Origin of the sequence: Pseudomonas sp. W2Aug9, assembly GCF_023127755.1 — a bacterium.
GTDB classification, from domain to species: domain Bacteria; phylum Pseudomonadota; class Gammaproteobacteria; order Pseudomonadales; family Pseudomonadaceae; genus Aquipseudomonas; species Aquipseudomonas synxantha_A.
On sequence record NZ_SPKL01000006.1, the window covers coordinates 128,845 to 150,985 of the forward strand.

Annotated in this window: 22 protein-coding genes; 4 read left to right on the forward strand and 18 right to left on the reverse strand. The window is 60.9% G+C overall.

Features of this window, described 5'->3' with window-relative positions; genetic code table 11:
• Positions 1 to 119: 119 nt before the first annotated feature.
• Complete coding sequence (gene sohB, locus E3O56_RS03655) at positions 120 to 1,145, reverse strand: protease SohB (protein ID WP_032876106.1); 1,026 nt, start codon at positions 1,143 to 1,145, stop codon at positions 120 to 122.
• A 194-nt stretch (positions 1,146 to 1,339) separates the two neighbouring features.
• On the opposite strand from sohB, the gene E3O56_RS03660 reads away from it, so the two are divergent.
• Together E3O56_RS03660 and E3O56_RS03665 are read left to right on the forward strand one after the other, a co-directional pair.
• Positions 1,340 to 2,050 (forward strand): histidine phosphatase family protein, encoded by a 711-nt coding sequence (locus E3O56_RS03660; RefSeq protein ID WP_248127881.1) that lies wholly within the window; start codon positions 1,340 to 1,342, stop codon positions 2,048 to 2,050.
• 56 nt (positions 2,051 to 2,106) lie between these two features.
• Entirely contained in the window at positions 2,107 to 2,421 is a 315-nt protein-coding gene (locus tag E3O56_RS03665) for an SCP2 sterol-binding domain-containing protein (protein WP_005788868.1), read from the forward strand.
• Between the two features lie 68 nt (positions 2,422 to 2,489).
• Here the strand turns inward: E3O56_RS03665 and E3O56_RS03670 are convergent, their stop codons facing one another.
• From E3O56_RS03670 to E3O56_RS03685, 4 genes are all read right to left on the reverse strand, one after another.
• Complete coding sequence (locus E3O56_RS03670; protein ID WP_248127882.1) at positions 2,490 to 3,077, reverse strand: NUDIX domain-containing protein; 588 nt, start codon at positions 3,075 to 3,077, stop codon at positions 2,490 to 2,492.
• A gap of 28 nt (positions 3,078 to 3,105) precedes the next feature.
• Positions 3,106 to 3,969, reverse strand: a complete 864-nt coding sequence (locus tag E3O56_RS03675) for an SDR family oxidoreductase (protein ID WP_103734367.1) — start codon at positions 3,967 to 3,969, stop codon at positions 3,106 to 3,108.
• A gap of 348 nt (positions 3,970 to 4,317) precedes the next feature.
• Positions 4,318 to 4,947 carry a ribonuclease T2 gene (locus E3O56_RS03680; protein ID WP_032876116.1) on the reverse strand — a complete coding sequence of 210 codons (630 nt, stop codon included), beginning with the start codon at positions 4,945 to 4,947 and terminating at the stop codon, positions 4,318 to 4,320.
• A 44-nt stretch (positions 4,948 to 4,991) separates the two neighbouring features.
• Positions 4,992 to 5,969, reverse strand: coding sequence for a Gfo/Idh/MocA family oxidoreductase (locus tag E3O56_RS03685; RefSeq protein ID WP_032876119.1), 978 nt, complete (start codon positions 5,967 to 5,969; stop codon positions 4,992 to 4,994).
• 126 nt (positions 5,970 to 6,095) lie between these two features.
• On the opposite strand from E3O56_RS03685, the gene E3O56_RS03690 reads away from it, so the two are divergent.
• On the forward strand, positions 6,096 to 6,458 hold the full coding sequence (locus tag E3O56_RS03690; RefSeq protein WP_032876122.1) for an NUDIX domain-containing protein: 363 nt from the start codon (positions 6,096 to 6,098) through the stop codon (positions 6,456 to 6,458).
• Between the two features lie 15 nt (positions 6,459 to 6,473).
• On the opposite strand, the gene E3O56_RS03695 is transcribed toward E3O56_RS03690, so the two are convergent.
• The 13 genes from E3O56_RS03695 to E3O56_RS03755 form a co-directional block, all read right to left on the reverse strand.
• On the reverse strand, positions 6,474 to 6,722 hold the full coding sequence (locus E3O56_RS03695) for a DUF1652 domain-containing protein (RefSeq protein WP_248127883.1): 249 nt from the start codon (positions 6,720 to 6,722) through the stop codon (positions 6,474 to 6,476).
• A gap of 456 nt (positions 6,723 to 7,178) precedes the next feature.
• Positions 7,179 to 7,415 (reverse strand): hypothetical protein, encoded by a 237-nt coding sequence (locus E3O56_RS03700; RefSeq protein ID WP_248127884.1) that lies wholly within the window; start codon positions 7,413 to 7,415, stop codon positions 7,179 to 7,181.
• A 4-nt stretch (positions 7,416 to 7,419) separates the two neighbouring features.
• Positions 7,420 to 7,866: a GNAT family N-acetyltransferase gene (locus E3O56_RS03705; protein WP_078821157.1), complete on the reverse strand. Its 447-nt coding sequence runs from the start codon at positions 7,864 to 7,866 to the stop codon at positions 7,420 to 7,422.
• An 89-nt stretch (positions 7,867 to 7,955) separates the two neighbouring features.
• A complete protein-coding gene (locus E3O56_RS03710; protein WP_032803867.1) occupies positions 7,956 to 8,285 on the reverse strand; it encodes a hypothetical protein in 330 nt (109 codons plus the stop codon).
• 150 nt (positions 8,286 to 8,435) lie between these two features.
• Positions 8,436 to 9,509 (reverse strand): class I SAM-dependent methyltransferase, encoded by a 1,074-nt coding sequence (locus tag E3O56_RS03715; RefSeq protein WP_032876133.1) that lies wholly within the window; start codon positions 9,507 to 9,509, stop codon positions 8,436 to 8,438.
• A 38-nt stretch (positions 9,510 to 9,547) separates the two neighbouring features.
• Complete coding sequence (locus tag E3O56_RS03720; protein WP_032876135.1) at positions 9,548 to 10,996, reverse strand: adenylosuccinate lyase family protein; 1,449 nt, start codon at positions 10,994 to 10,996, stop codon at positions 9,548 to 9,550.
• The gene (gene purB / locus E3O56_RS03725; RefSeq protein WP_248127885.1) at positions 10,996 to 12,429 is read right to left on the reverse strand and encodes an adenylosuccinate lyase; all 1,434 of its coding nucleotides are present in this window, start codon (positions 12,427 to 12,429) and stop codon (positions 10,996 to 10,998) included. Before purB ends, E3O56_RS03720 begins: the two co-directional genes overlap by 1 nt.
• A gap of 29 nt (positions 12,430 to 12,458) precedes the next feature.
• Positions 12,459 to 13,445 carry an HOASN domain-containing protein gene (locus tag E3O56_RS03730; RefSeq protein ID WP_005787772.1) on the reverse strand — a complete coding sequence of 329 codons (987 nt, stop codon included), beginning with the start codon at positions 13,443 to 13,445 and terminating at the stop codon, positions 12,459 to 12,461.
• 37 nt (positions 13,446 to 13,482) lie between these two features.
• Complete coding sequence (locus tag E3O56_RS03735; RefSeq protein ID WP_248127886.1) at positions 13,483 to 14,478, reverse strand: HOASN domain-containing protein; 996 nt, start codon at positions 14,476 to 14,478, stop codon at positions 13,483 to 13,485.
• A gap of 261 nt (positions 14,479 to 14,739) precedes the next feature.
• Positions 14,740 to 16,191 (reverse strand): efflux transporter outer membrane subunit, encoded by a 1,452-nt coding sequence (locus E3O56_RS03740; RefSeq protein WP_103734374.1) that lies wholly within the window; start codon positions 16,189 to 16,191, stop codon positions 14,740 to 14,742.
• Positions 16,188 to 19,364 (reverse strand): efflux RND transporter permease subunit, encoded by a 3,177-nt coding sequence (locus tag E3O56_RS03745; protein WP_032876146.1) that lies wholly within the window; start codon positions 19,362 to 19,364, stop codon positions 16,188 to 16,190. Before E3O56_RS03745 ends, E3O56_RS03740 begins: the two co-directional genes overlap by 4 nt.
• Entirely contained in the window at positions 19,361 to 20,527 is a 1,167-nt protein-coding gene (locus tag E3O56_RS03750) for an efflux RND transporter periplasmic adaptor subunit (RefSeq protein WP_248127887.1), read from the reverse strand. Before E3O56_RS03750 ends, E3O56_RS03745 begins: the two co-directional genes overlap by 4 nt.
• 648 nt (positions 20,528 to 21,175) lie before the next feature.
• The gene (locus tag E3O56_RS03755; RefSeq protein WP_005787763.1) at positions 21,176 to 21,613 is read right to left on the reverse strand and encodes a DUF3995 domain-containing protein; all 438 of its coding nucleotides are present in this window, start codon (positions 21,611 to 21,613) and stop codon (positions 21,176 to 21,178) included.
• Between the two features lie 93 nt (positions 21,614 to 21,706).
• On the opposite strand from E3O56_RS03755, the gene E3O56_RS03760 reads away from it, so the two are divergent.
• Positions 21,707 to 22,096 (forward strand): DUF2946 domain-containing protein, encoded by a 390-nt coding sequence (locus E3O56_RS03760; protein ID WP_005787761.1) that lies wholly within the window; start codon positions 21,707 to 21,709, stop codon positions 22,094 to 22,096.
• The last annotated feature ends 45 nt before the right edge of the window (positions 22,097 to 22,141 follow it).

A 22,141-nucleotide genomic window follows, 5' to 3' on the forward strand; every position in this document is an offset into this window, starting at 1 on the left:
AGATCAAGAGCGGCTCGCTTCGCATCGTGGTTACGGTCGGCAGCTAATAGGTTGTGTGGATGTCCGTGCCCATCGGGGGCAAGCCCCCTCCCACAGGGGACCGCCTACAGCCTGAGGATTTACCAGAACCGCTGCTGGGTCAAACGGCTCCACCAGGTCAGCAATACCCGGTCTACCGAACCGCTGGCCGCCAGGCCCACGCGCTCTTGCAGGCTTTTACGCTCGGCATAGTGCAGGTGGAACACTTCGGCAGTCTTGGCCTTGGTGGCCAGGTATTCATCGCTGGTCTGCAGCTCGTCGACCAACTGTTTGTCGAGGGCGGCCACACCCAACCACACTTCACCGGTCGCTACATCATCAATCGCCAATTGCGGGCGGTACCGCGAGACAAAGTTCTTGAACAACTGGTGGGTAATGTCCAGGTCTTCCTGGAACTTCTCCCGGCCCTTCTCGGTATTTTCGCCAAACACCGTGAGGGTGCGTTTGTATTCACCGGCGGTCAGCACTTCGAAGTCGATGTCGTGCTTTTTCAGCAGGCGGTTGACGTTGGGCAACTGCGCGACCACGCCGATGGAGCCGAGGATGGCGAACGGTGCGCTGATGATCTTCTCGCCGATGCACGCCATCATGTAGCCGCCGCTGGCCGCCACCTTGTCGATGCACACGGTCAACGGCACGCCGGCCTGGCGGATGCGCGCCAGTTGCGACGACGCCAGGCCATAGCTGTGCACCATGCCGCCGCCGCTTTCCAGACGCAGCACCACTTCATCCTTGGGTGTGGCCAGGCTCAGCAGCGCGGTGATTTCATGGCGCAGGCTTTCGGTCGCCGACGCCTTGATGTCGCCATTGAAATCCAGCACGAACACCCGTGCCTTGGCCTGGGGCTTGTTCTTGTCTTTCTTCTTTTCGGCTTTGCTCTCGGACTTGCGCAGCGCCTTGAGCTGGTCTTTGTCGAGCAGGCTCGACTCCAGGCGCTCGCGCAGGCCCTTGTAGAAATCATTCAGCTTGCTGACCTGCAGTTGGCCGGCGGACTTGCGACGACCCTTGCTGCGCAGCGCTGCGAAGCTGATCAATACCACCAGAATAGCGACCACCAGGGTGACGGTCTTCGCCAGAAAGCTCGCGTATTCGGCCAGAAAATCCATATGTCTCCTTAAAAAATGCACTGCGCCAGGCGCGGATGGCCCCAGCATACCGACGCCACTGCGTTGGAGCCAGTGCTCAAACCGCCAGCAGGCGGGCTCCAACGGGCTTTTAAAACAAGCGTATGTTTTTTCATTGACAGCTCGCAGGCATCCTCATAACCTCGCCAGACTTTCAACGTACCGGGAAAACGGACGTGGGCAGCATCTATCTGATTCGACATGGCCAGGCCTCCTTCGGTGCAGACGACTATGACGTCCTGTCGCCCGTCGGCGTGGAACAGGCGCAAGTGCTCGGTCGCCATCTGGCAGACCTGGGCCTGGTGTTCGACCGCTGTATCGCCGGCGACCTGCGTCGCCAGCAACACACCGCCAGCGCCACGTTCGATCAATACCGCGCCCTCGGCCTGCCGGCCCCCATACTCGAAACCGACAGCGCCTTCAACGAGTTCGACGGCGAAGCCATCATCCGCGGCCTGCTGCCTGATTTACTCGGCAGCGAGCCCGATGCCGTGCATATCCTGCGCAATGGCCCGCAGAACCGCAGCGAGTTCCAGCGCATCTTCGCCCTGATCATCGAGCGCTGGCTGGCCGGCATCTATGACCCACCTGGGCTGGAAAGCTGGCTGGGGTTTGTCGAGCGGGTCCAGGGTGGCTTGCAACGCATCCTTGAGGCCGCCCAGAGCGCCGACAAAATCGCGGTGTTCACGTCCGGCGGCACCATCACTGCCCTGCTCCACCTGATTACCCGAATGCCTGCAGCCCAGGCGTTCGAAATGAACTGGCAAATTGTAAACACCTCGCTCAACCAGCTGAAATTCCGTGGTCGCGAGGTGGCACTGGCTTCCTTCAACAGTCATGCCCACCTGCAACTGTTGAAGGCGCCGCAGCTCATCACTTTCCGATGAACTGCGGCCAACCGTGACCCCAAGGTCACTGGACTCACCATAAAAGGATCGAAACCATGACTGACGTAGCCAAAGCTGTAGAAGCAATGAAAGCCAAATTCAACCCAAGCGCTGCCGAAGGCTTGGACCTGGTGTTCGGTTTCCGTATCGACGACACCAAGAATTTTTCGCTGGTGGTCAAGGACAAGACCTGCGAACTCCAGGAAGGTGAAAACCCTGACGCCCAGGTCACCCTGGTGATGGACAGCGAGACCCTGGAAGGCATCGTCGACGGTTCCACCGACGGCATGCAGGCGTTCATGGGCGGCAAGCTGCGCACCGAAGGCGACATGATGCTGGCGATGAAGTTGAGCGAACTGTTCCCTTCCTGATTCGGTAACCCGGGTCAAACAATCCCGTCTTTACAGGCGGGATTTTTTTGCCTGCACGCCTGGTCCCATCACCACCCGTCTCTCAGTATCCGCAACTCCAAATGCTGCAATAACATAATCGTTTTTCCATCCACAATATCCCCACTCTGCACCATCGCCAGCGCCTGCTCGAAGCCCAGCTCCAACACCTCGATATCCTCGCCCTCTTCTTCCAGGCCACCGCCCGCCCCAACTCGATCGCCTGGCTGATACTCACCGATAAAAAAGTGAATCCGTTCAGTCACCGATCCCGGGCTCATAAACGCTGCATAGATTTTCTCCACATGCCCCACGCGGTAGCCGGTCTCTTCTTCGGCTTCCAGGCGTATACGCTCTTCGGGGCTGGTGTTGTCGAGCAAGCCGGCCGCTGCTTCAATCAGGTAGCCGGAGTAATCGTTGACGAACGTCGGCATACGGAACTGGCGAATCAGCAGCACCGTGCGGCGCTCGCGGTTGTACAAAAGGATCGTTGCGCCGTTGCCCCGGTCGTAGACCTCACGCGTCTGGGCTTGCCAGCTACCGTCGCGACGGCGCAGGTCGAAGCTGTATTTCTTCAACAGGTACCAGTTGTCCGAAAGGGTTTCTTCGCCAGTGATGCGCACGGGGCTATTGTTCATGGTCAAGCCTTGGTAGAGGGAGACAGATTCAGGTGACGGCCTGGGTAGGCGGCTGTTTGATGCGCGACCATGCGGCAGCAACATCTTCAGCACTCCCCGCTTTTATACGGGCGAGATTGCGCGGGTAATCCACACCGGGATTTTCGCTGAAACGCGTCGCGGTGAATTGGCCGTTGCTGGCGCGCAGTATGTAGCCGGTATCCGTGCACTGCGACGAAGCAAGGAACAAGACCCCCGGCGTCACCCACTCCGGCTTGAGTTCGTCCGGCTCGTCGGTCACGCCCCACATGCGTGTCTTGGCCACCGGCGAGATCGCGTTGACGCGGATTCCGGCCTCGGCGCCTTCATGACTCAGCGCGTTCATGATGCCCAACTGTGCCATCTTGCCGGCGCTGTAAGCCACTAGCCCGGTTTGCTCGTATTGCGCATACATGGCACGGTCGGAAGTGGTGAGGATGATGCGCGGCGCGCTAGAGCGCAGCAGGTGCGGCCAAGCGTGCTTGCACAGCCACAGCGGCGCGTAGAGATTGATGTCCATGGCGCGCTGAAGGAAGCTGGCGTCCAGTTCTGCGATGGGCTGGTAACCCACCCAACCGGCGTTGTGAATCAGGATGTCGAGCCGGCCGAACATTTCGAGGGCAAACGCGATCAGTTGCCGGCACCCCTCGTCCGTGGACAAGTCACCGCCATGGCCCACCACCGTCAGCCCTTCGTCACGCAGGGTGTCGGCGGCCTGTTGCACCACCGACGCATCGGTGCCTGCCCCCATCTTGTCGGCACCAATATCGCTGATGACCACACGGGCACCGGCCAGGGCCAACCCTCGTGCATAACTGAGCCCCAAGCCGCGTGCGCCGCCGGTGACGATCGCGGTTTTGCCGGTGAAATCCATGTACTTACCCTCCTGTTGGCCGTCTACCCTAACAATCGGCACCCGTGTTGTTCAATGCTGTAACACTTTCATCCGTCACGACCGTCGTATTAATACCTGCACTCGCGGACCTTCTGGTAAAACCCGTGTTTCGCCTTTGTCCTGGAGCCTTCATGCCATCCTCTTTTCCAAAGTGACCCGCTGTAAAAGCGGAACCAATAGCGGCCGTTACCACAGGAATGGACATGTACTCGGTCTGATCCAGCCTCGTGGTCGGCCCTGAGGCCGCCATCGGGAGCAAGCTCCCTCCCACAAGATCAGTGTTGCTTTTAGGCCGTCACGAGAACAACCTGGCTGCCGCAATCGAGCTCAGCGCTGCGTCGGAATGCGAATATCACCGCTACGGCATTGGCTTTTTACACTGCGCGGGCATCCGGTGAATGCCAGTTCCTTGGTCAGGCACACGCGCACCTCCGACAGCACCTTGCCCTTGCAGATCACTGCCAAGCCGTGATTGCCCATGCGCGGGTTACTCTCGCGAAACAAGTCCTCAATCTCACGCGCCTGTAGCGACGCGGGTGTATTGAACGGCTGCAGTTGCGGCGGGATGACCACCGCGCCGAGTGCCGTGTCGGTCTTGTCCAGATACTCCAGCGGTTCAAGCCCGCTGCAGGTGCCATGTTTGGCCCACTCGTGCTTGAGCAGCGCACGGGTTGGAAACATTGCCGCACCCTTGTCCATTTCCTCGTCATTCAAGCGTGACTGTGGCGCACAGGAGGCCGGCCATCCTCCCCGCGCGTATTGCGGCCACAAGCCGTGTAACACAAACCCATAGCCCTTGCCCGTGCACTGTTCATTGCCTGGGTGCGTCAGGCAGAAGGTCGGTGACCACGACAACGACAGCACATAAAAGTCAAACTCCCCCGGCAGCCCTTGGTCACGCGGCGCCGCAGTTGCAACTGTGGCGATCAGGAGCCACAACACCATCCAGTATTTCATCCCGGTATTCCTTTAAAAAATGAAGTCTTACGCTATCGCGGCAGCTAGGGATGATTGGAGTAACGTTGCAACACCTTGTCCAGGATGATATCGGTCTTCAACGCCTCGATCGCCAGCGACGGATGTTCGGCGTCCCCGCGAATATGCGCATTCATGCCCAGTACGTGGTGCCACTGGATATGTGCATGGCACGGCACTTCCAACACCTCGCTGGTTTCGCCTTCCAGGCGCAACGGCTGGTCCTCGAACACTGAAAACTGAATGCGGCCACGGCTGCCGATCAATTCGACACGGTCTTCGCGACGGTCCGCCACGAAGTTCCAGCAGCCCATGCCCAAGGCACCATTGGCGAAGGTCCAGCAGGCCGTCACGGCATCCTCTGCCGCGTAGCGCCCGGCCTGACGCGCGGAAAAGCCTGAGACCTCGACAATATCCCCGGCCAGGTACTGGAACAGGTCGAACCCGTGGCTGGCCAGGTCGGCGAAATATCCGCCACCGGCAATGGCCGGATCGGTGCGCCAATTGGCGGCGTTGCTATCAGTTGCAGCGGCAGGCTTGCACAGGGTCCAGGTCAGGTGCCGCAACTCACCGATACGCCCTTCCTGCAACCAGCTGCGCACTTGCTGAAAGCGCGGCAACGAGCGCCGATAGTAGGAAACAAACAGGTGCAGCCCGGCGCGCTCGAAGGTGCGTTGCATCAATGCGCTCTGCTCGGCATTCAGCGACATGGGTTTTTCGACGCAGCAATGCTTGCCCGCCGCCGCCACCATCAGGCTGTATTCAAGGTGACTGTCGGGCGGTGTGGCGATGTAGACCGCATCCACCTCAGGGTCATTGATCAGTGCCTGGGCATCGGTATGAAAACGCGCGATACCGTGCCGCGCCGCATAATCGCGCACCGCCTCGATACGCCGCCCCATCACGGCCACCAATGCCGAACCTGGCGCTTTGTAGAAAGCGGGTCCACTCTTTAACTCAGTGACACTGCCACAGCCGATCATGCCCCAGCGTATGGTCTTCATCGAATGCCCTCGTTCGTCTTCGTCAATCGGGCAGTATCCACATACAGAACCCGGCACGCCATAACCACTTAGCATGACATTTGCATTACACTTTTGTGACATTCATCCGGCGCGGGGGCACATACGATGAAAATTAGGGCAACCGTCATTTGCGAACATGAAGGGCATATTCTCTTTGTGCGCAAGGCCAGATCAAAGTGGGCCTTGCCGGGCGGCAAGGTAGAACGCGACGAACGCCCGGTGGGCGCCGCCGAACGCGAGCTGGAAGAAGAAACCGGATTAAGCGTCGATGGCTTGCTGTACTTGCAAGAGCTGAAGGCCCGCGACACGCTGCACCACGTGTTCGAGGCCTCGGTGGTGAATATCGAGGAGGCGCGGCCGTGCAACGAAATCGTTGCCTGCCAGTGGTACGCCTACAGCGCCCTGGACGAACTGGACACCACCGACGCCACCCGTCACATCGTCAAATCCTTCCTGCGGCGCCTCTGACGCCGCGCACAACCACTAACCTACCGCCGCAAACCCACGGCGCCCGGCCTTGATCTCGGCACGCAACTCACCAATCAGGTTTGAGATGGAACGGATGCTGTTTAGGCCTTCAGGGGATACGCACGTCAACAGAAGATCGACGCGACCGGACTGCGGCTCATAGATGCTGATGCGCAGCGAGCCATCGCTGTTCAAGGTGCAGTCGCAGCAAAGACGCTGGAACCCCGAGGCCATGATGCGGTTGAATTCGACGATCGAGATCATGACAAGCGCCCTTGTACGGGCCTACCTGATGGTTGTGATCCAAACAGCGTAGATGAGGTTTTGCCGCAGGCCGGACGATTGATGCAAAAGTGTTAGCCATGCCTCATTTCGCCCGGCAACGAGCGCGTTTCGAATGACAGGCCGTATCGCTGCCGTTATTGCCCGTACTTAATTCCAGGCAAAAAAAATCCCAAGTAGCTGATGGAAACTTGGGATTTAAAAATGCATAAACCGTGGGAGGTGAACGCCCGGCTATAGTAGCAACTGTAAAAACGTGTAACAAGATTATTTTAATCCTTTCGTCGGATTGAAAGCGCCGTAAGTCATTCAATAACCACATGTTTTTTATGGTAACGGAACAGTTAGTGCCACTTTTTGGTGCAAGTAACGGTTATACCCGTGCCATAAGTCCATTTATAAAAAAGGGTTATTGATTAGGTACGGCACACTGTTCAATCACTGTTCACTCAATTGCTTGCACGTCTGTTGAAGTTCAGCGCGCCTGGCAGCGCTCACCTCCACGACGGTCTCCATTTGCCGACAAAGCGCCAGGCGCTCAGCGGCCTCTTCACGCTGGCGGTCCACCTGGGCGTTGAGTTGAACGAAATAGAACCCCAGTAGCGCCGCGAGGCACAGCACCCCCACGGCGAGATACAGCAAGCCGTTGGAGGATGGGGTTTTTTGGGCACTCATGACCTTAGGGTGCCCTGCTCTTTTCGTAGCGAACATCGTCGCCATCAACTGGGCCGACGCTGGACCAGCCCAGGCGTTGATAGAAACCGTTGGCACGGATTTCATCACGCCCGTCAGTGATCAGGTACAGCCTGTTGTGGCGTTCAAACAAAGCGGCTTCAGCCACTGCCATCAGTTGCCGTCCCAGGCCCAGGTTCTCGTGTGTGGGCAACACGAACATCGCGAACACTTCACCTTCATCCAGATCAACCATGGAAAATCCGGCGGCCTGGCCGTTGACTTCGGCGACCCAGGCGCAAGGCGCTTGGCGTATCGCATCGACCAGTACCGGCGGCGTGATCCCCCGTTCGGCCATCTGTTCAAGGCTCAGATGGTTTTGCACCACCGAGGTGCGAATAGCGCACAGCGTATCGACATCATCGGCTGTCGCCGCTCGAATAAGCACTCGCATACAAGCCTCCATGAAGAAGTGCGCAATTGTATGCAAATACTCACACAGGGTTTGTGGGGGATTTGTAAGCGTCGTTAAACGGCTTCGGCTTATTTACGTGCGACTTTGTAGCGCAGGCAATCCTGGTAAAAACTTTTGCGGATCGCCTCCGGCTTCAGTCTTGAGTGGCTGTCATAGGTTTGCTCGGTAATCCCCATGGCCATCATGCGCATCCAGGATTTGTTGAACTTGATGGTCTGGATCTTCTGCCGAGCGGCATACAGCGACACTCCGGACAACTTCAACTCCTGAGCCCTGGCAGCTGTGCCCGCGCCCCAACTGCACATGTACTTGTCACCCTCACGCAACTCCCGAGCCTGTACGGTGGTCGCGCCCCCCGCCAGGGAGCAGGCAATCAGCATCATTCCAACAGTGCGCATTTGCATCCCCGCCTAACCACCTGAAAATAAAAGTGATTTTGGCGAGGATTTTGTTACAGAGGGGCCATTAAATTGCCTTATTGCGCAATATTTCGGGAACGCTGCGCACCGTGGCGAGGGTGCAAGCGCCTTCGCCACAGCAAGCTCACATCAAGGCTTGAGTTCGAATAGCGCGGGCATCGGCGGCCACTCCGAGGGGACTTTGCGGAAATGGCTGAAACCGGCCGCCTGCGCCATCTGGCGCGCACGTTTCTCACCCATGAACGCTCCCAGCCCTTCCCCGCCATGGGACAGCGAGCAAGTCATGCAATAGAGGGTGCTCTGCGGGTACATGACGCGGCCGAACAGGTTCATGTTCTCGTGCAACTCTTCGGACAGGTTGAGTTCTACCATCAGGTAGGTGCCGTCTTTGGCCGTGGCGGCGCGCAGATCCTTGAGCATTTGCTGGGGGTCAGTGGCGTCGTGGATCACCACGAAAGTGGTCACGAAGTCGAACTGCTGGCCGCGCAGGGCATCCGAATCGTTGACCTCGAACTGCACCCGGTCGCCCACCCCAGCCGCCTCGGCGTTGGCGCGCGCCAACTCGATGGAAGGCAAGTGGAAGTCGCAGCCGACGATGCGCGCCTCGGGGTAAGCCTTGGCCATAGTGATCGCCGCCAGGCCCGCGCCGCAGCCGAAATCCAGCACACTGCCGCCGGTTTTGAGCTTCTCTTCGACACCGTCCAGGGACGGGATCCAGTGCTGGACCAGGTAGTGCTTGTACCAAGGCATGGTCATGCGCTCCATGCCTTTCCAGGTTTCCAGCGGGAACGCTTCTTCGGCGCAGCCACCGCCATGGCGGAAGGCTTCGATGACTTTGGGCGCCATGCTTACGAACGGCACGCTCAACTGGATGATGCCACCGGCGAAATACGGCGAGTCTTCATCGGCGAGTACCGGCACAAATTCAGCGGGCATCCGGTAGCGGCGAGTTTGAGCGTCATAGGTCACATAATTTCCGGTGACCATACTGCCCAGCCATTCACGCAAGTAGCGGGCGTTGTAGCCGGTCTTGTGCGCCAATTGTTCCAAGGTGACGGCCTCGCCGTCGGCCAGTGCCTTGAACAAGCCCAACTGGTCGCCGATGTAGAGCATGGCGCCGCGCAGCGTGTTGCCGTAGTCCTCCATGATGCGCGCCGAAAACTGTTGAACCTTGGCTTGATCAACTTCCATAAGTTTGGACATCTGTCGCTCCTTGATGATTGTGTAAGTCTGTTCAGTGATCAACGCGCCGCCAGTTTGGACAGCACGTTATCGACGATGTGTTCGGACATGCCCAGGTGAGTTCTCGGCTCGAACAGTCGCGCCAAAGCGCCTGCATTCATGACGGCAAGCACCCGGGCGTCGGCTTCGATTGCGGCGCGGATCGACACGTGATCACGCTGGCTGGCCTGGGACACTTCAAAGATGATCTGGTAGGCGCTGCTCTTGCCCAACTTGCGCGCCATTTCGAACACCACGGCTTCGGTGCAGATCGCATCGCCGTAGGCATGGGCAGTGCCCTCCATCTTTTTGACGTTAACGGTGAGCCCATCGATGGTGTCGGTCAGGATCGACAGCGCCATCAGCGCATAGTGAGAAACGTCCGCCACCGCACACCATTCCAGGCGTGTGCCGCGATAATCGCGCTCGTGTTCGAGGATCATCGCGTCCAGGGCCAGCATGACCTGGGCCTTGGCCAGCCGCGCCAACACCACCACTTGCTCGCAGCCTTCGGGGTTGCGTTTGTGCGGCATGGTGCTGCTGCCGATCTGCTGGTCGCTCCAGCCCACTTCCACTTCAGCGATTTCCCAGCGATTGAGCGTGCGGATCTCATCGGCCACACGGGCCAAGGAGGCCGTGACCATGGCAAGGGTGCTGACAAACTCCGCGACGCGGTCACGGGACACGTGCCACCCCGTCAGCGGCACTTGCAGCGACAGGCGCTGCGCAAAGCGTTCCAGCATCGGTATCGCTTCCGGGCCGAACGCCGCCATGGTGCCAACCCCGCCGAACAGCTGCACTACCAGCACACGCTGACGCGCTTCGGCCAGGCGCTGGCGATGCCGCAACAGTTCATCGATCCAGCCGGCGACCTTCAGCCCGAAGGTGGTCGGCAATGCCGGGATCGAGTGAGTCCTGGCCACCATAAGCGAGTCACGGTGCGCATCGGCCAGGGTCGACAACTTGCCGAGCAAGGTCTCCAGGGCCTGGTCCATCGCGTCGAGGACGTCGCGCATTTCCAGGGACTGGGCGGTGTCCTGAATATCCTGGGTGGTGGCGCCGTAGTGAACATACTCGCGGGCGCTTGGGCTGCAATTTTTTTGCAGGGCGCTCAGCAACGGCATCAGCGAATGGCCGGTGGCAGCCACGCCGTCGGCCAACTGGCGCACATTGATGCCCGACAGCAAGGCGGCTTTTTCGATTTCCAGGGCGGCCTCGCGCGGGATGATATTCACATCGGCCTGAGCCATGGCCAGCGCGGCTTCCACATCCAGCCAGCGTTGCAAGCGACAGTGACTGCAGAAGATCTTGCGACTCTGCGGGCCGGCATAGCCTGAACCGTGGGTTTTCGAGTCGAGAATGTGGCTGTGTTCATGGCGGCATTGCTCGCCTTCATGATCGAGGCCCAGGTGTTCGGTGCGTGCGGTGCAAGACGCACGGGCTACCGTTTCCAACGTTTGCGCATCCATTACATACCCTCCATAGCGTACTGGGACTGACTGGTATTGCCTTGGGTTGCCATCACCGCTTCAAGGTCATCGCTTGAACAGCGGTGGATTGTTTTATTGGCCACCTGCTCGACCATCTCCGCCGCCAACCCGGTGTAGGCGGCCGGGTCAAGCAGGTCGTCGAGCGCCTGGCGGGTGAAACAGCCGTGCAGACGTTGATCGCTGAGCAAGGCTTCGCGAAAAGAACCGCCCGAACCTTGAGCCTGCAGGGCGATGTCGTGGATCAGGTGATGGGCCGTCTGCTTGCCCAGACGCGGCGCCAGCGCGAGCATGATGCGTTCCGACAGGATCAGCCCGCCGAGCATATCCAGGTTGCTGCGCATCCGTGCTTCGCGCACGTCCAGGCCGGCCAGCAGTACGCCTTCCATACGGGCGAGCAAGGCCCCGGCATAGATGAACAGCTCCGGCAAGGCAGCCCACTCAATCCGCCAGGTGGTGCCGTCTCGTTCATGCAGCTGGAATGCCGCGTCGGTGAGCGCAAGCATCTGCGCACGCACCAGGCGCGACAGCGCGCTGATCAAATCCACCGTCGACGGGTTTTGCTTGTGGGGCATGGTGCTGCTCCCCACCTGCCCTGCCCGTCGCCCTTCGCGCACCTCATCAATCTCGGTGCGTTGCAGGTGGTAGATCTCATTGGCAACCCGACCCAGGGTTGCCGATGCCTGCACCAGCAACCACGCCGCCTCCAGAATGCGGTCGCGGGCGCTGTGCCAACTGCTCAACGGTGCCGCCAGGCCGAGGCTTTCCAGAGTCCGGCGCTGCACCTCCAGGCCCTGCGGGCCAAGACCGGCCAGGGTGCCCACGGCGCCGGTGAGATTGCCCACCATGACCCGGGCATAGGCTTCGTCAAAACGCTCAAGGTGTCGATCAATCTCATCGACCCACACTGCCACCTTGTAGCCGAACGTGGTGGGCAGCGCTTGTTGCCCGTGGGTCCTGGCGACCATCGCCGTGTGTTTGTGTCGCAGCGCAAGCTTGAGCAAATGCCCACGGATAGCGCGCAAACGCTGCAACACCAGGCCCCAGGCATCGCGGACCTGCAACATAAGGCCGGTGTCGAGGATGTCCTGGGTGGTCACGCCGTAGTGCACGTATTCACCCAGGCCATCGGCGCACAGGGCCTCCAGTGCGCGAAGGGTCGGCACCAGGATATGCCCGGTTTCCATGCTTTGGCGTCCCAGGGCATCAAGGTCCAGCAGTTCCACACTGGCGACCCGGGCGATTTCCCGCGCGGCCTCAGGGGGGATGATGCCCATCTGCGCCTGGGTCGCCGCCAGTGCTGTTTCAACATCGAGCCACTTCTGCACCTGATTGGCATCAGAGAAGATCGCGGCAAATTCCGGGGACGAGTAAGCGCCCCCGTGGATACGGGATTCAGTTATATGACTTGGCATGTCGGGGTACTCGCGTTGTCCAGGGAGGGCTATTTCACGCGCTGCATTTCTTCCCAGACCGCATCGTAATAAGCCCGCTCCAGCCGGAAGTGCTCGGCCAGCGACGTCAGAAACGCGTTCTGGAACCCGAGGTCCGGAATACGACGTGAAATCAGCGCCCATTCACGCTTGGCCCGTGGCGGCACCAGGCTGATATGCACTTCGTAGTACTGCGCGTCGTCCTGGCTCAAGCCCGCGTTACGCAAAGCGTTGTACAGCTTGCCGTGATTGCCGGGCACCACCAGCTCGGTGATATAGAACACCGCCAGGCCCCAGCCGACATCGGGGTTACGGAAACACCGCGCGCGGTTGTTCAGGTAGGCGATTTCTTCGGGCATGGTCGAGATGGCTTCGAAATCGGCGGTCAGGCCAATGGCGGCGAGGAGCTTGGCCAACAACCGAGGGTGGGAGCGCTGCTCGTCCTCTTCACCCAACTCGCCGTACAGATAACGGCCGAGTGCGGCGGCCTCGTCGACGTCGGTCAGGTTGACCAACAGGTCGGCGGCATCACGGTACAGGCGGTAGGTGCGGAACCATTGATGGCGCAGAAATACCTGCAGTTGTTCGCGGGAAGCCTTGCCCTCAAACACATACTGCGACATCGGGTGATGCTCTCGCGATTGCGCGGCAATTTGTTCTTCCAGGCGTTGCTGGAAGCCGGTTTCGGACAAGGGCGATGCCAGATCCACCGACGGCATGAAGCGCTCTTGCACGCGATAGATGGCATTGGCCAGCCAGCGACGGGTCGAGGCGCTGGCAACGTCATCGCTGAGCGAAAGGATATACAGCAATTGCTGGCACTGCGCCGCGTTTGCGGCGTCGCCCTGCAAGCCCGACTCGCACAGGCCGCTCAGCATATTGGCGGCAATTTCGATGCGATTGAACGTTGCCTCGGGCTTCAGCGCTTCGGCCAACAAGCGGGCTTCGGCGGTGTGGATATTCTGCAACTGCGGCTGCGAGAAATTACGTGGGCTCATCATGTGCTCCATTATTGTTGTTCTACGATCACAGGGCTCAGGCAGACAGGCGCTGTGCCTGCATCTGCTGCCACAAACTGTCGAAGTAGGCCTTGTTGATTTCGAAGTGACGTTTCAACGCGCGCATGAACGTGCGCTGGAAGCCTTCATCGCCGGCGAACTTGGCAATCAGTGCCCACATCTCCTCGGTATCGATCTCATCCTGGGTGCCATGCAGGCGATGGAATTCACTGGGTTGCTGTGGAACATCCAGACGTTGCAACAGCTCGTAGATGCGCCGATGGTTGACGCAACTGACTGACTCCACCGCATAGAGCAGTGCAAGGCCCCAGGCGACATCGGTGTGGCGCACGCAGCGAATGCGATTATTGAGGTAGGCCTTTTCCAACGGATGCAGCGCAGGAAAATCGATCGCCAGCGCAATATCGAAATACTCCATCAGATGGGCCAGCATCGCCGGGTGCGAACGCTCCGGCATCTCGGCACCCGCTTCACCGTAAAGGTTGCGGTAGAACACCGAGGCGTCTTCGATCGCTTCAAAGCGAAAGGCCAGTTCGGCCAGCAGGCTGTAAAAGTTGTAGGAGCGGGTCCAGTGATGCGCCAGGAAGAACCGCACATCTTGCACAGGCGGCGTACCCTGGAACAGGTGCACCGACATGGGGTGGTTGACCCGGCTGCGCGCGGCGATTTCAGCGTCGACCAGCTGTCGGAACTCATCCACCGGCAACGCGGTGAAGCCCGGCAGGTCAACGGCGAACTCATCTTCGGCGCGGTAGACCTCACTGGCCATCCAACGGCGGGTCGGCTCAGTGCGTGGATCGCCCGGAATGTGCAGTTGCAGCAGGGCTGCCTGGTAGTGGGCGTAGGCATCGGCATCCCCCGACAAGCCTTGCCGGGTCAGCGCGAGCAGTGCTTCCAGCGCGCGGATGACCTGGGCGTAGTGGGCGCCGGGTTCCAGGGCACTGGCCATCAGTGTCGAGGCCGTGGTGAACAGGTCGGAATCCGAGCGTTGTAACAGGGCAGCAGTATCCATTGATAACCCCTCGATTCTTGTTTTTGTGATTTGGCGTACTCGAAGAAAAGGCTAAAGGTTCCTCTAGTGGCAAGGTCAATACCTGTAGGAAATTTCTTTTCCCAATGGACATTTACCTGGCGTGTGGAGAGCAAAATGTGGGAGGGGGCTTGCTCCCGATGGCAGTGGGTCAGTGCCAGATGTACTGACTGACCCGCCGCCATCGGGAGCAAGCCCCCTCCCACATTTGCACTGCCGTGCTGTGTTTTTGCTCGGCTGTGGCTAACGCAGCGCCGCAGCCCCACTGCAAGCCTGCCCCGCCTGTTCACAAATCTGCCAGCCACCGCCCAGCGCCTTGTAGATCCCCACCACCGCCAAGCGCTGCTGGGTGCGCGCCGCCGTTAACGCACGGCGGCTGGTGAAGTCGGCACGTTCGGCCTCAAGCACATCCAGATACATGCCCTCGCCTTCGGCAAATCGCGTGCGCGCAAACCTGGCCGCCTCGCGATTGGCCGCCGCCTCCAGCAGCCGCAGGCCCAAGGTGCTGCCCGCGGCACTGTTGGCCTGGAACGCATCGTCGGTTTCCTGCAGGGCACGCAATACGGTCTGGTCATAGGCGATCAAGGCCGCTTGGGTACGCGCCTCGCTGGCGGCGATCCGTGCGCGTACACGCCCGGTGTCCAGCAGCGACCAGCGAATCACCGGGGCGATAACGTTCGACTGCATGCCTGCATCACCCAGGGAGCCGAGGCTTCCGGCCAGTAGTCCGATGGAGCCCTGCACCTGGATATCCGGATACAGGCCGGCGGTTTCCACGCCTATTTGCGCAGTCTCAGCCGCCAGGGTGCGTTCGGCCGCGGCAATATCAGCGCGCCGGGCTAACAAGCCGGCCGGATCACCCACTTGCAGGGTGCGCAGGCTCAAAGTCTCACGACCGGGCCTGGCCAGCGGTGGCTTGAACCCTTGTGGTGCCTGCCCCAGCAGCACCGCCAACGCGTTGTTGGAGGTTGCGCGTCGCCGCTCAAGGTCGGGCGCTACCGCCTCGACATTGCGCAGCAAGGCCTCGGCGCGCAGCCGGTCGAACTCGGTGGCGGCGCCGACGCTGACCAGATGTTCCACCAGGCCCAGGCTGTCGCGCTGGCTCTGGCTGATATCCGCGACCACCGCCTGTTCAGCTTCGATCCCTTGCAGTTCGAACCAGGTGGCCGCGACGGTGGCGGCGACGCTCGCCTGCACACTGCGCAGCAATGCCTGGCGCGACCCCGCCTGCGCTTGCGCTGCCTCTACCGAGCGGCGGACGCGCCCAAACAGGTCGATTTCCCAGGCCGCATCCAGCGCCGCGCGGGTGGTTTCGATTGAGCGTTCCTGGCCCAGCGGCGTCTCGACTTCACTGCGCCGTCGGTGCTCATAACCGAGGGCGGCACCGCCACTGGGCAGAAACCCTTGGCGGCTCTCGCGCAGCATCGCCTTGGCTTCATCCAGGCGTACGGCGGCGATGCCGATGTCGTGGTTGGCCGCCAGCGCCTGCTGGATCAATTGGCTGAGTGCCGGCTCGTCGAACACTTGCCACCACTGCACCTCGACCTCACCGCTGCCCAGACCTGCAACGGGCGCACCGAAGCTTGCCGGCCTGTGCGGGGCGGGCAGCACCGGCGCGGAATAGTCAGGCCCTACCGCAGCGCAGCCGGCCACCAGCAGCAACGGCAACATAAAGAGTGGAAAAGACCGTTTCATGATGCGCGCTCCTCCAGCTGCAACTTCGGACTCGAACCCTGACGCTGCAAGCGCAGCGCCAGGCTGCGCATCACCACGTAGAACACCGGCGTGAGGAACAGTCCGAACAGCGTCACCCCCAACATCCCGGCAAACACTGCAACCCCCATGGCATGACGCATTTCGGCCCCGGCGCCACTGGCCAATACCAGCGGTACCACGCCGGCGATGAACGCAAGAGACGTCATCAGGATCGGCCGCAAGCGCAGTTGGCACGCGTGGACAACCGCCTCCAACGGGCTCGCACCTTCGGCTTCGAGGCTGCGGGCAAACTCGACGATCAGAATGGCGTTCTTCGCCGCAAGCCCCACCAGCACCACCAACCCGATCTGCACGAACACGTTGTTGTCACCGTCCACCAGCCACACGCCGATGATCGCGCTGAGCAAGCACATGGGCACGATCAGCAAGACCGCCAGAGGCAACAGCCAACTGTTGTACTGCGCGGCGAGGATCAGGTACGCCAGCAACACACACAGCGGGAAAATAAACAGCGCCGATGACCCGGCGAGTTTTTGCTGGTAGGTCAAATCCGTCCATTCATAGGTCACGCCTTCGGGCAGTACCTCCTGCGCCAGCCGCTCCATCAGCGCAACAGCTTGCCCCGAGCTGACCCCAGGCATCGCCCCACCGGAGATATCCGCCGAAGGGTAGCCGTTGTAGTGAATCACCCGGTCCGGGCCGGAACCCGGTGTGACGGTGACAAACGCCGACAACGGCAACATGTTCCCGGCCGCATTGCGCACTTGCAGGCGGCCGATGGCTTCGGCCTGCATACGATGATCGGCATCAGCCTGGGCGGTCACCTTGTAGGTCCGGCCGAAACGGTTGAAGTCGTTGACATACAGCGACCCGAGATAGACCTGCAAAGACTCGAACACATCCGCCAGACGCACGCCCTGGCTCTTGACCTGGGTGCGATCGATGTCGACGTTCAACTGCGGTGCGTTGACGTCCAGGCTGGTCATCAATCCGGCGACCTGGCCCGACTCAGTGGCTTTGGTCATCAATACCTGGGTCTGCTGCACCAATGCCTCAAGCCCAACCCCGCCACGGTCCTCGACCTGTAACTTAAAGCCACCGGTCACCCCAAGGCCGGGCACCGGCGGCGGCGGGAATACGCCGAGGAATCCGTCAGGGATGCTCGCGAACTTGGCTTGCAGGCGCCCGGCGATGGCAACCGCGGTCATATCGGGCGAGGTTCGTTCCTTGAATGGATCGAGCATGACGAACATCACCGCAGCATTCGGCACATTGACGAAGCCGTTGACCGATAACCCCGGGAACGCCACGACGCTTTCGACGCCCGGTTCATCCAGGGCGATCTTCGACATCTGCCGCACCACCGCATCGGTACGGTCCAGCGAGGCCGAATTGGGCAATTGGGCGATACCCACCAGATAGTACTTGTCTTGCATCGGCACAAAGCCCGCCGGTACAGCGTTGAAGCCGAACCAGGTCAGCGCCAGTAATGCGCTGTAGGCGACCAGCGCCACCCCGCGGCGGCCGACGACCTTGCGCACCGAGTTGCCATACGCCTGCGGCGCCCGCTGGAACGGTCGGCTCAGCACCTGCACCCAATGCGCAGCACGACCGCGCAGGCTGCGCGGGTCGTGCGCCACGGCGGCGCTGCGCGGGCGCAGCAACAGGCCGGCCAGCGCCGGACTCAGGGTCAACGAGTTGACCGCCGAGAGGATCGTGGAAATCGCGATGGTCAGCGCAAATTGCCGGTAGAACTCACCCTGCAGACCACTGAGAAACGCTGTGGGAATAAACACCGCCGCCAGCACCGAGGTAATGGCGATGATCGGGCCGGTGACCTCCCCCATTGCCTTGCGCGCTGCCTCGGTGGGCTCCTCGCCGTTCTCGATATGCCGCTCGACGTTCTCGACCACCACGATGGCATCGTCGACCACGATGCCGATCGACAACACCAGCCCGAACAACGACAAGGTATTGAGGGAAAACCCCATCAGATGCATGACCGCGAAGGTGCCAATGATCGACACCGGCACAGCCATCAACGGGATCAGCGATGCGCGCCAGTTACGCAGGAACACCACCACCACGATGACCACCAGCAGGATCGCTTCCATCAGCGTGATGGCGACTGACTCCAGCGAAGCGCGCACAAACACGGTCGGGTCGTAGGCTATCCGCGACACCAGCCCTTCGGGGAAGTTGGCCTGCAGGCGCTGCATGGTGTCACGCACCGCCTGCGCTACATCGAGCGCATTGGCCCCTGGGCTCTGGATGATCTGCAAAGCCACGGCCGGCTCGCCATCCAACAGGCTGCGCAGCGCATAGGCATCGGCGCCCATCTCGATACGGGCCACATCGCGCAGGCGCGTGACCTGGCCGTTATCGCCGGTGCGGATGATGATGTCGCCGAACTGCGCTTCGTCCGTCAGGCGCCCGAGAGTGTTGACCGTGACTTGGAAAGCCGCATTGGAATCAGGTGACTGGCCGACCGAGCCGGCTGCCACTTGCACGTTCTGCTCGCGTACGGCGCCGATCACATCACCGGCGGTCAAGCCACGGGCAGCGATCAGGTCCGGGTCGAGCCACAGCCTCATGCTGTATTCACCGGCGCCCCACACCAGCACGTCGTTGATCCCCGGTATGCGCGACAGCTCATCGCGCACCTGCAAGTAGGCGTAGTTGGAGATGTACAGCGGGTCATAACGTTGGTCGGGAGACAGCAGGTGGACCACCATGAGGATGTCCGGCGAGGTCTTCTGCGTGACCACGCCGAGACGCTGCACCTCTTCGGGCAAACGCGGCAACGCACGCGAGACGCGGTTTTGCACCTGGATCTGCGCCATGTCGGCATTGGTGCCCTGGGCGAAGGTCGCCGTCAGGATCATGCGGCCATCGGTGGCCGACTGCGAGGTCATGTAGAGCATGCCCTCAACGCCGGTGATCACCTGTTCCAGTGGCGCCGCCACCGTCTCGGCAATCACTTGCGGGTTGGCCCCAGGATAATTCGCGGTGACTTGCACAGTGGGTGGCGTGACCGCGGGGTATTCGCTCAGCGGCAGGTGGAAGAAGGCGACAAGGCCGCCGATCATCATCAACACCGACAGGACGATGGCGAAGATGGGCCGATCAATAAAGAACCGTGGAAAGCTCATTGCACGCCTCCCACAGTCAGCGGTGCCTCAAGCGGCTTGCCCTCGATGCTGGCGGCCAGCGGCGTCACCGTCATACCGGGGCGCACCAGCCCTTTGACAACAATGCGCTCGCCCGGTCGCAGGCCTTGCTCGATCACCCGCAGGCCGTCAGCCATCGGGCCCAATTCGACCGGGCGGTATTGGGTCTTGTCGCCGTCACCGACCACCAGCACATAGCGCCGGCCCTGGTCGGCGCCGATGGAATGGTCGGCAATCAACACCCGCGCTTGTGCCGCGCCGGTGTCCAGCTTGACCTTGGCGAACAGCCCAGGGGTCAGGCGCCCGTCCGGGTTTTCGACCACCGCACGCACGCGCACGGTGCCGGTCTTGCGGTCGGCTGCGTTGGCCAGAAAGTCCACCCGCCCGGCCCGCGCATAGGTCGCATCATTGAGCATCGCCACCATTACCTTGGCAGCTTTGTCCCCCTTCGATCCGGCGTGTTCACGGGTCGCTGCCAACGAGTGCAGATAGGTGCGCTCGTCGACATCGAAGTACACATGCAACGGATCGACCGAAACGATCGTCGTCAACGGCGTCTCCCCTCGGGTGACATAGTTGCCTTCGGTGACGAGGGCACGATCGATGCGGCCGCTGATGGGCGCGGTGACGCGTGTGTAGCTCAGGTCCAGCTGTGCCGTATCCAATGCCGCCTTCGCTGCCTCGACCTGGGCCCTGCCGGCATTCAAGGAGGCAATGGCGGTGTCGAGGCGATCACGCGCCACCACCTTCTTGGCGAACAGTTGCTCGGCTCGGCCATGCTCGGCCTGGGCCAGCAACGCATTGGCCTCGGCCTCGCGCAAACGCGCCTTGGCAGCGTTCAACGCGGCCTGAAATCCCCGCGGGTCAATCACAAACAACGGGCTGCCCTTGGTGACGAACTGGCCTTCGGGCACGCTGACACTTTGCAGATAACCACTGACACGCGGGCGCAGTTCGACCTGCTCAATGGCGGTCAACGAACCGGTGTACTCGACAAACGGCGTCACCGCTCGCGCCACCACTTCGGCCACCGGCACGCTGGGCGGCTTGGCGGCAGCGGCCGGCGGCGCGTTGTCTGTGCATCCGCCCAGCGTCAACACCACGGCCATTGCCCCGGTGATCAGGCTTATTGGTTTGGCGTACATCGTTCACCCTCCTTGGAATTTTCAAGACAAATCGACACTGGAGGTTTTTATCGGGCTTGCCACATTGGGAAGGTCAAGCGCTATAAAACCGGGAGGGTGTGTTTTTGTCTGGAGGGTGTTTTGAGTGGGGATTGGATGCGCAGGTCAAGCGCTACCGGCGCTATAGCCACTTTGATGTGGCTAACCACGATGCGAAGCGAGCCGCTCTTGATCTTGATCTGCTTTTGATCTTAGGCGCCCCGTCAAACCACGCTGGCCGTAATTCGACAGGGATTTGGGGGGTAAACCGGCAGGGATGCCGGTTTAGCCGCCCCGCGCCATGGATGGCGCGTGGCGGCGGCCCCCCAAATCCATGGCGGATTACGGGCACACCGAGCCTAAGCGAGGTGCCGAGTGGTGGGGCAAGAGCGTTTTGCTTACTTTTGCGCTTTTCAAAAGTGAGCCGCCGTAAGGGCGGAACCAATAGCAGCCGTTACCTGAATAACGGATATGTACTCGGTCTGATCCAGCATCCTGGTCGGCCCTGAGGCCGCCATCGGGAGCAAGCCCCCTCCCACATTTGGATCTCGATTTGTCAGGTAGATATGTGCTGGCTGTCCGACCGTCACGAGAGCAAGCTCCCTAGCCACAGGTATGGCGCCGAGACCATCAGGTCCACGCCACCACCAACAACCCGGCACCCAACACCAGGCACAACGGCGAGTACAGGTACGTATCCAGGCGTGCAAACCGAGAGTTGCCGACCTTCTTGAAAAAACCTACCAGCTCCGAATCGCCAATCGCCCGGGCAAACATCAGCACCGCAATCGCACTGATGCCCCACTGCAACGCGCCATGGGACACCGGCGAGAAATACAGCCCGGCGCGCAGGCAAACGAGCAAGGCAATCGCTACCAGCCCCATCGCGACCAGAAAGGTGCCCAGCGCCGACGGCTTGAACGCCGGTCGCGGCCCGCTGGCAAATTCACCAGGCAGTTGCGGAATCGCCGCCAGGCTGCCGAATTTGCCGCCAGCCGCCCAGTAAAGATGCACCATGCTGATAAAGGTAAAAACCCCGACAATCCATCGCGCAATGACAAAACTCATGGCGGACGCTCCCGAAAAATGTGGGAATCAGGATAGTCGCCCTGAGATTTTTTGCAGGCATTTCGTCGGCGGCTGATGTTAAAGTGCCGCCCCATGAAACTCGCCCGTGCCGACCGCTCGCTCATTGCCTGGATGCTCTACTGCTGCGTCCTGTTCAATGTATTCGCCTGCAGCATTGGTCATGGGCAGATGGTGGGGATGCAGCTCAACGGCATCAGCGGCCAGTTCTGTACGGTGGACCCGCGCACCCAGGCGCCCCTGCCCAGCAACTCCACGGATGAAAGTCTGCCAACCCTGTCGAAGGCCTTTGGTTGCCCGCTGTGTTCTACCGGCGGCATGGGGCCTGCGCTCAACTCCCATCTGAATGTGGCGGTACTGCCACAACCCCATGCGCCACCTGCTGCGGTGGTGCTCGCCGCTGATATTCCGGCCCGTTTCACCTGGCCCACGGCTAACCCGCGTGCGCCACCTGCCTACGCCTGATCCCTGCGCTTTCTGATCTGCATTGCCGACCGTTTCCGAGAGGAA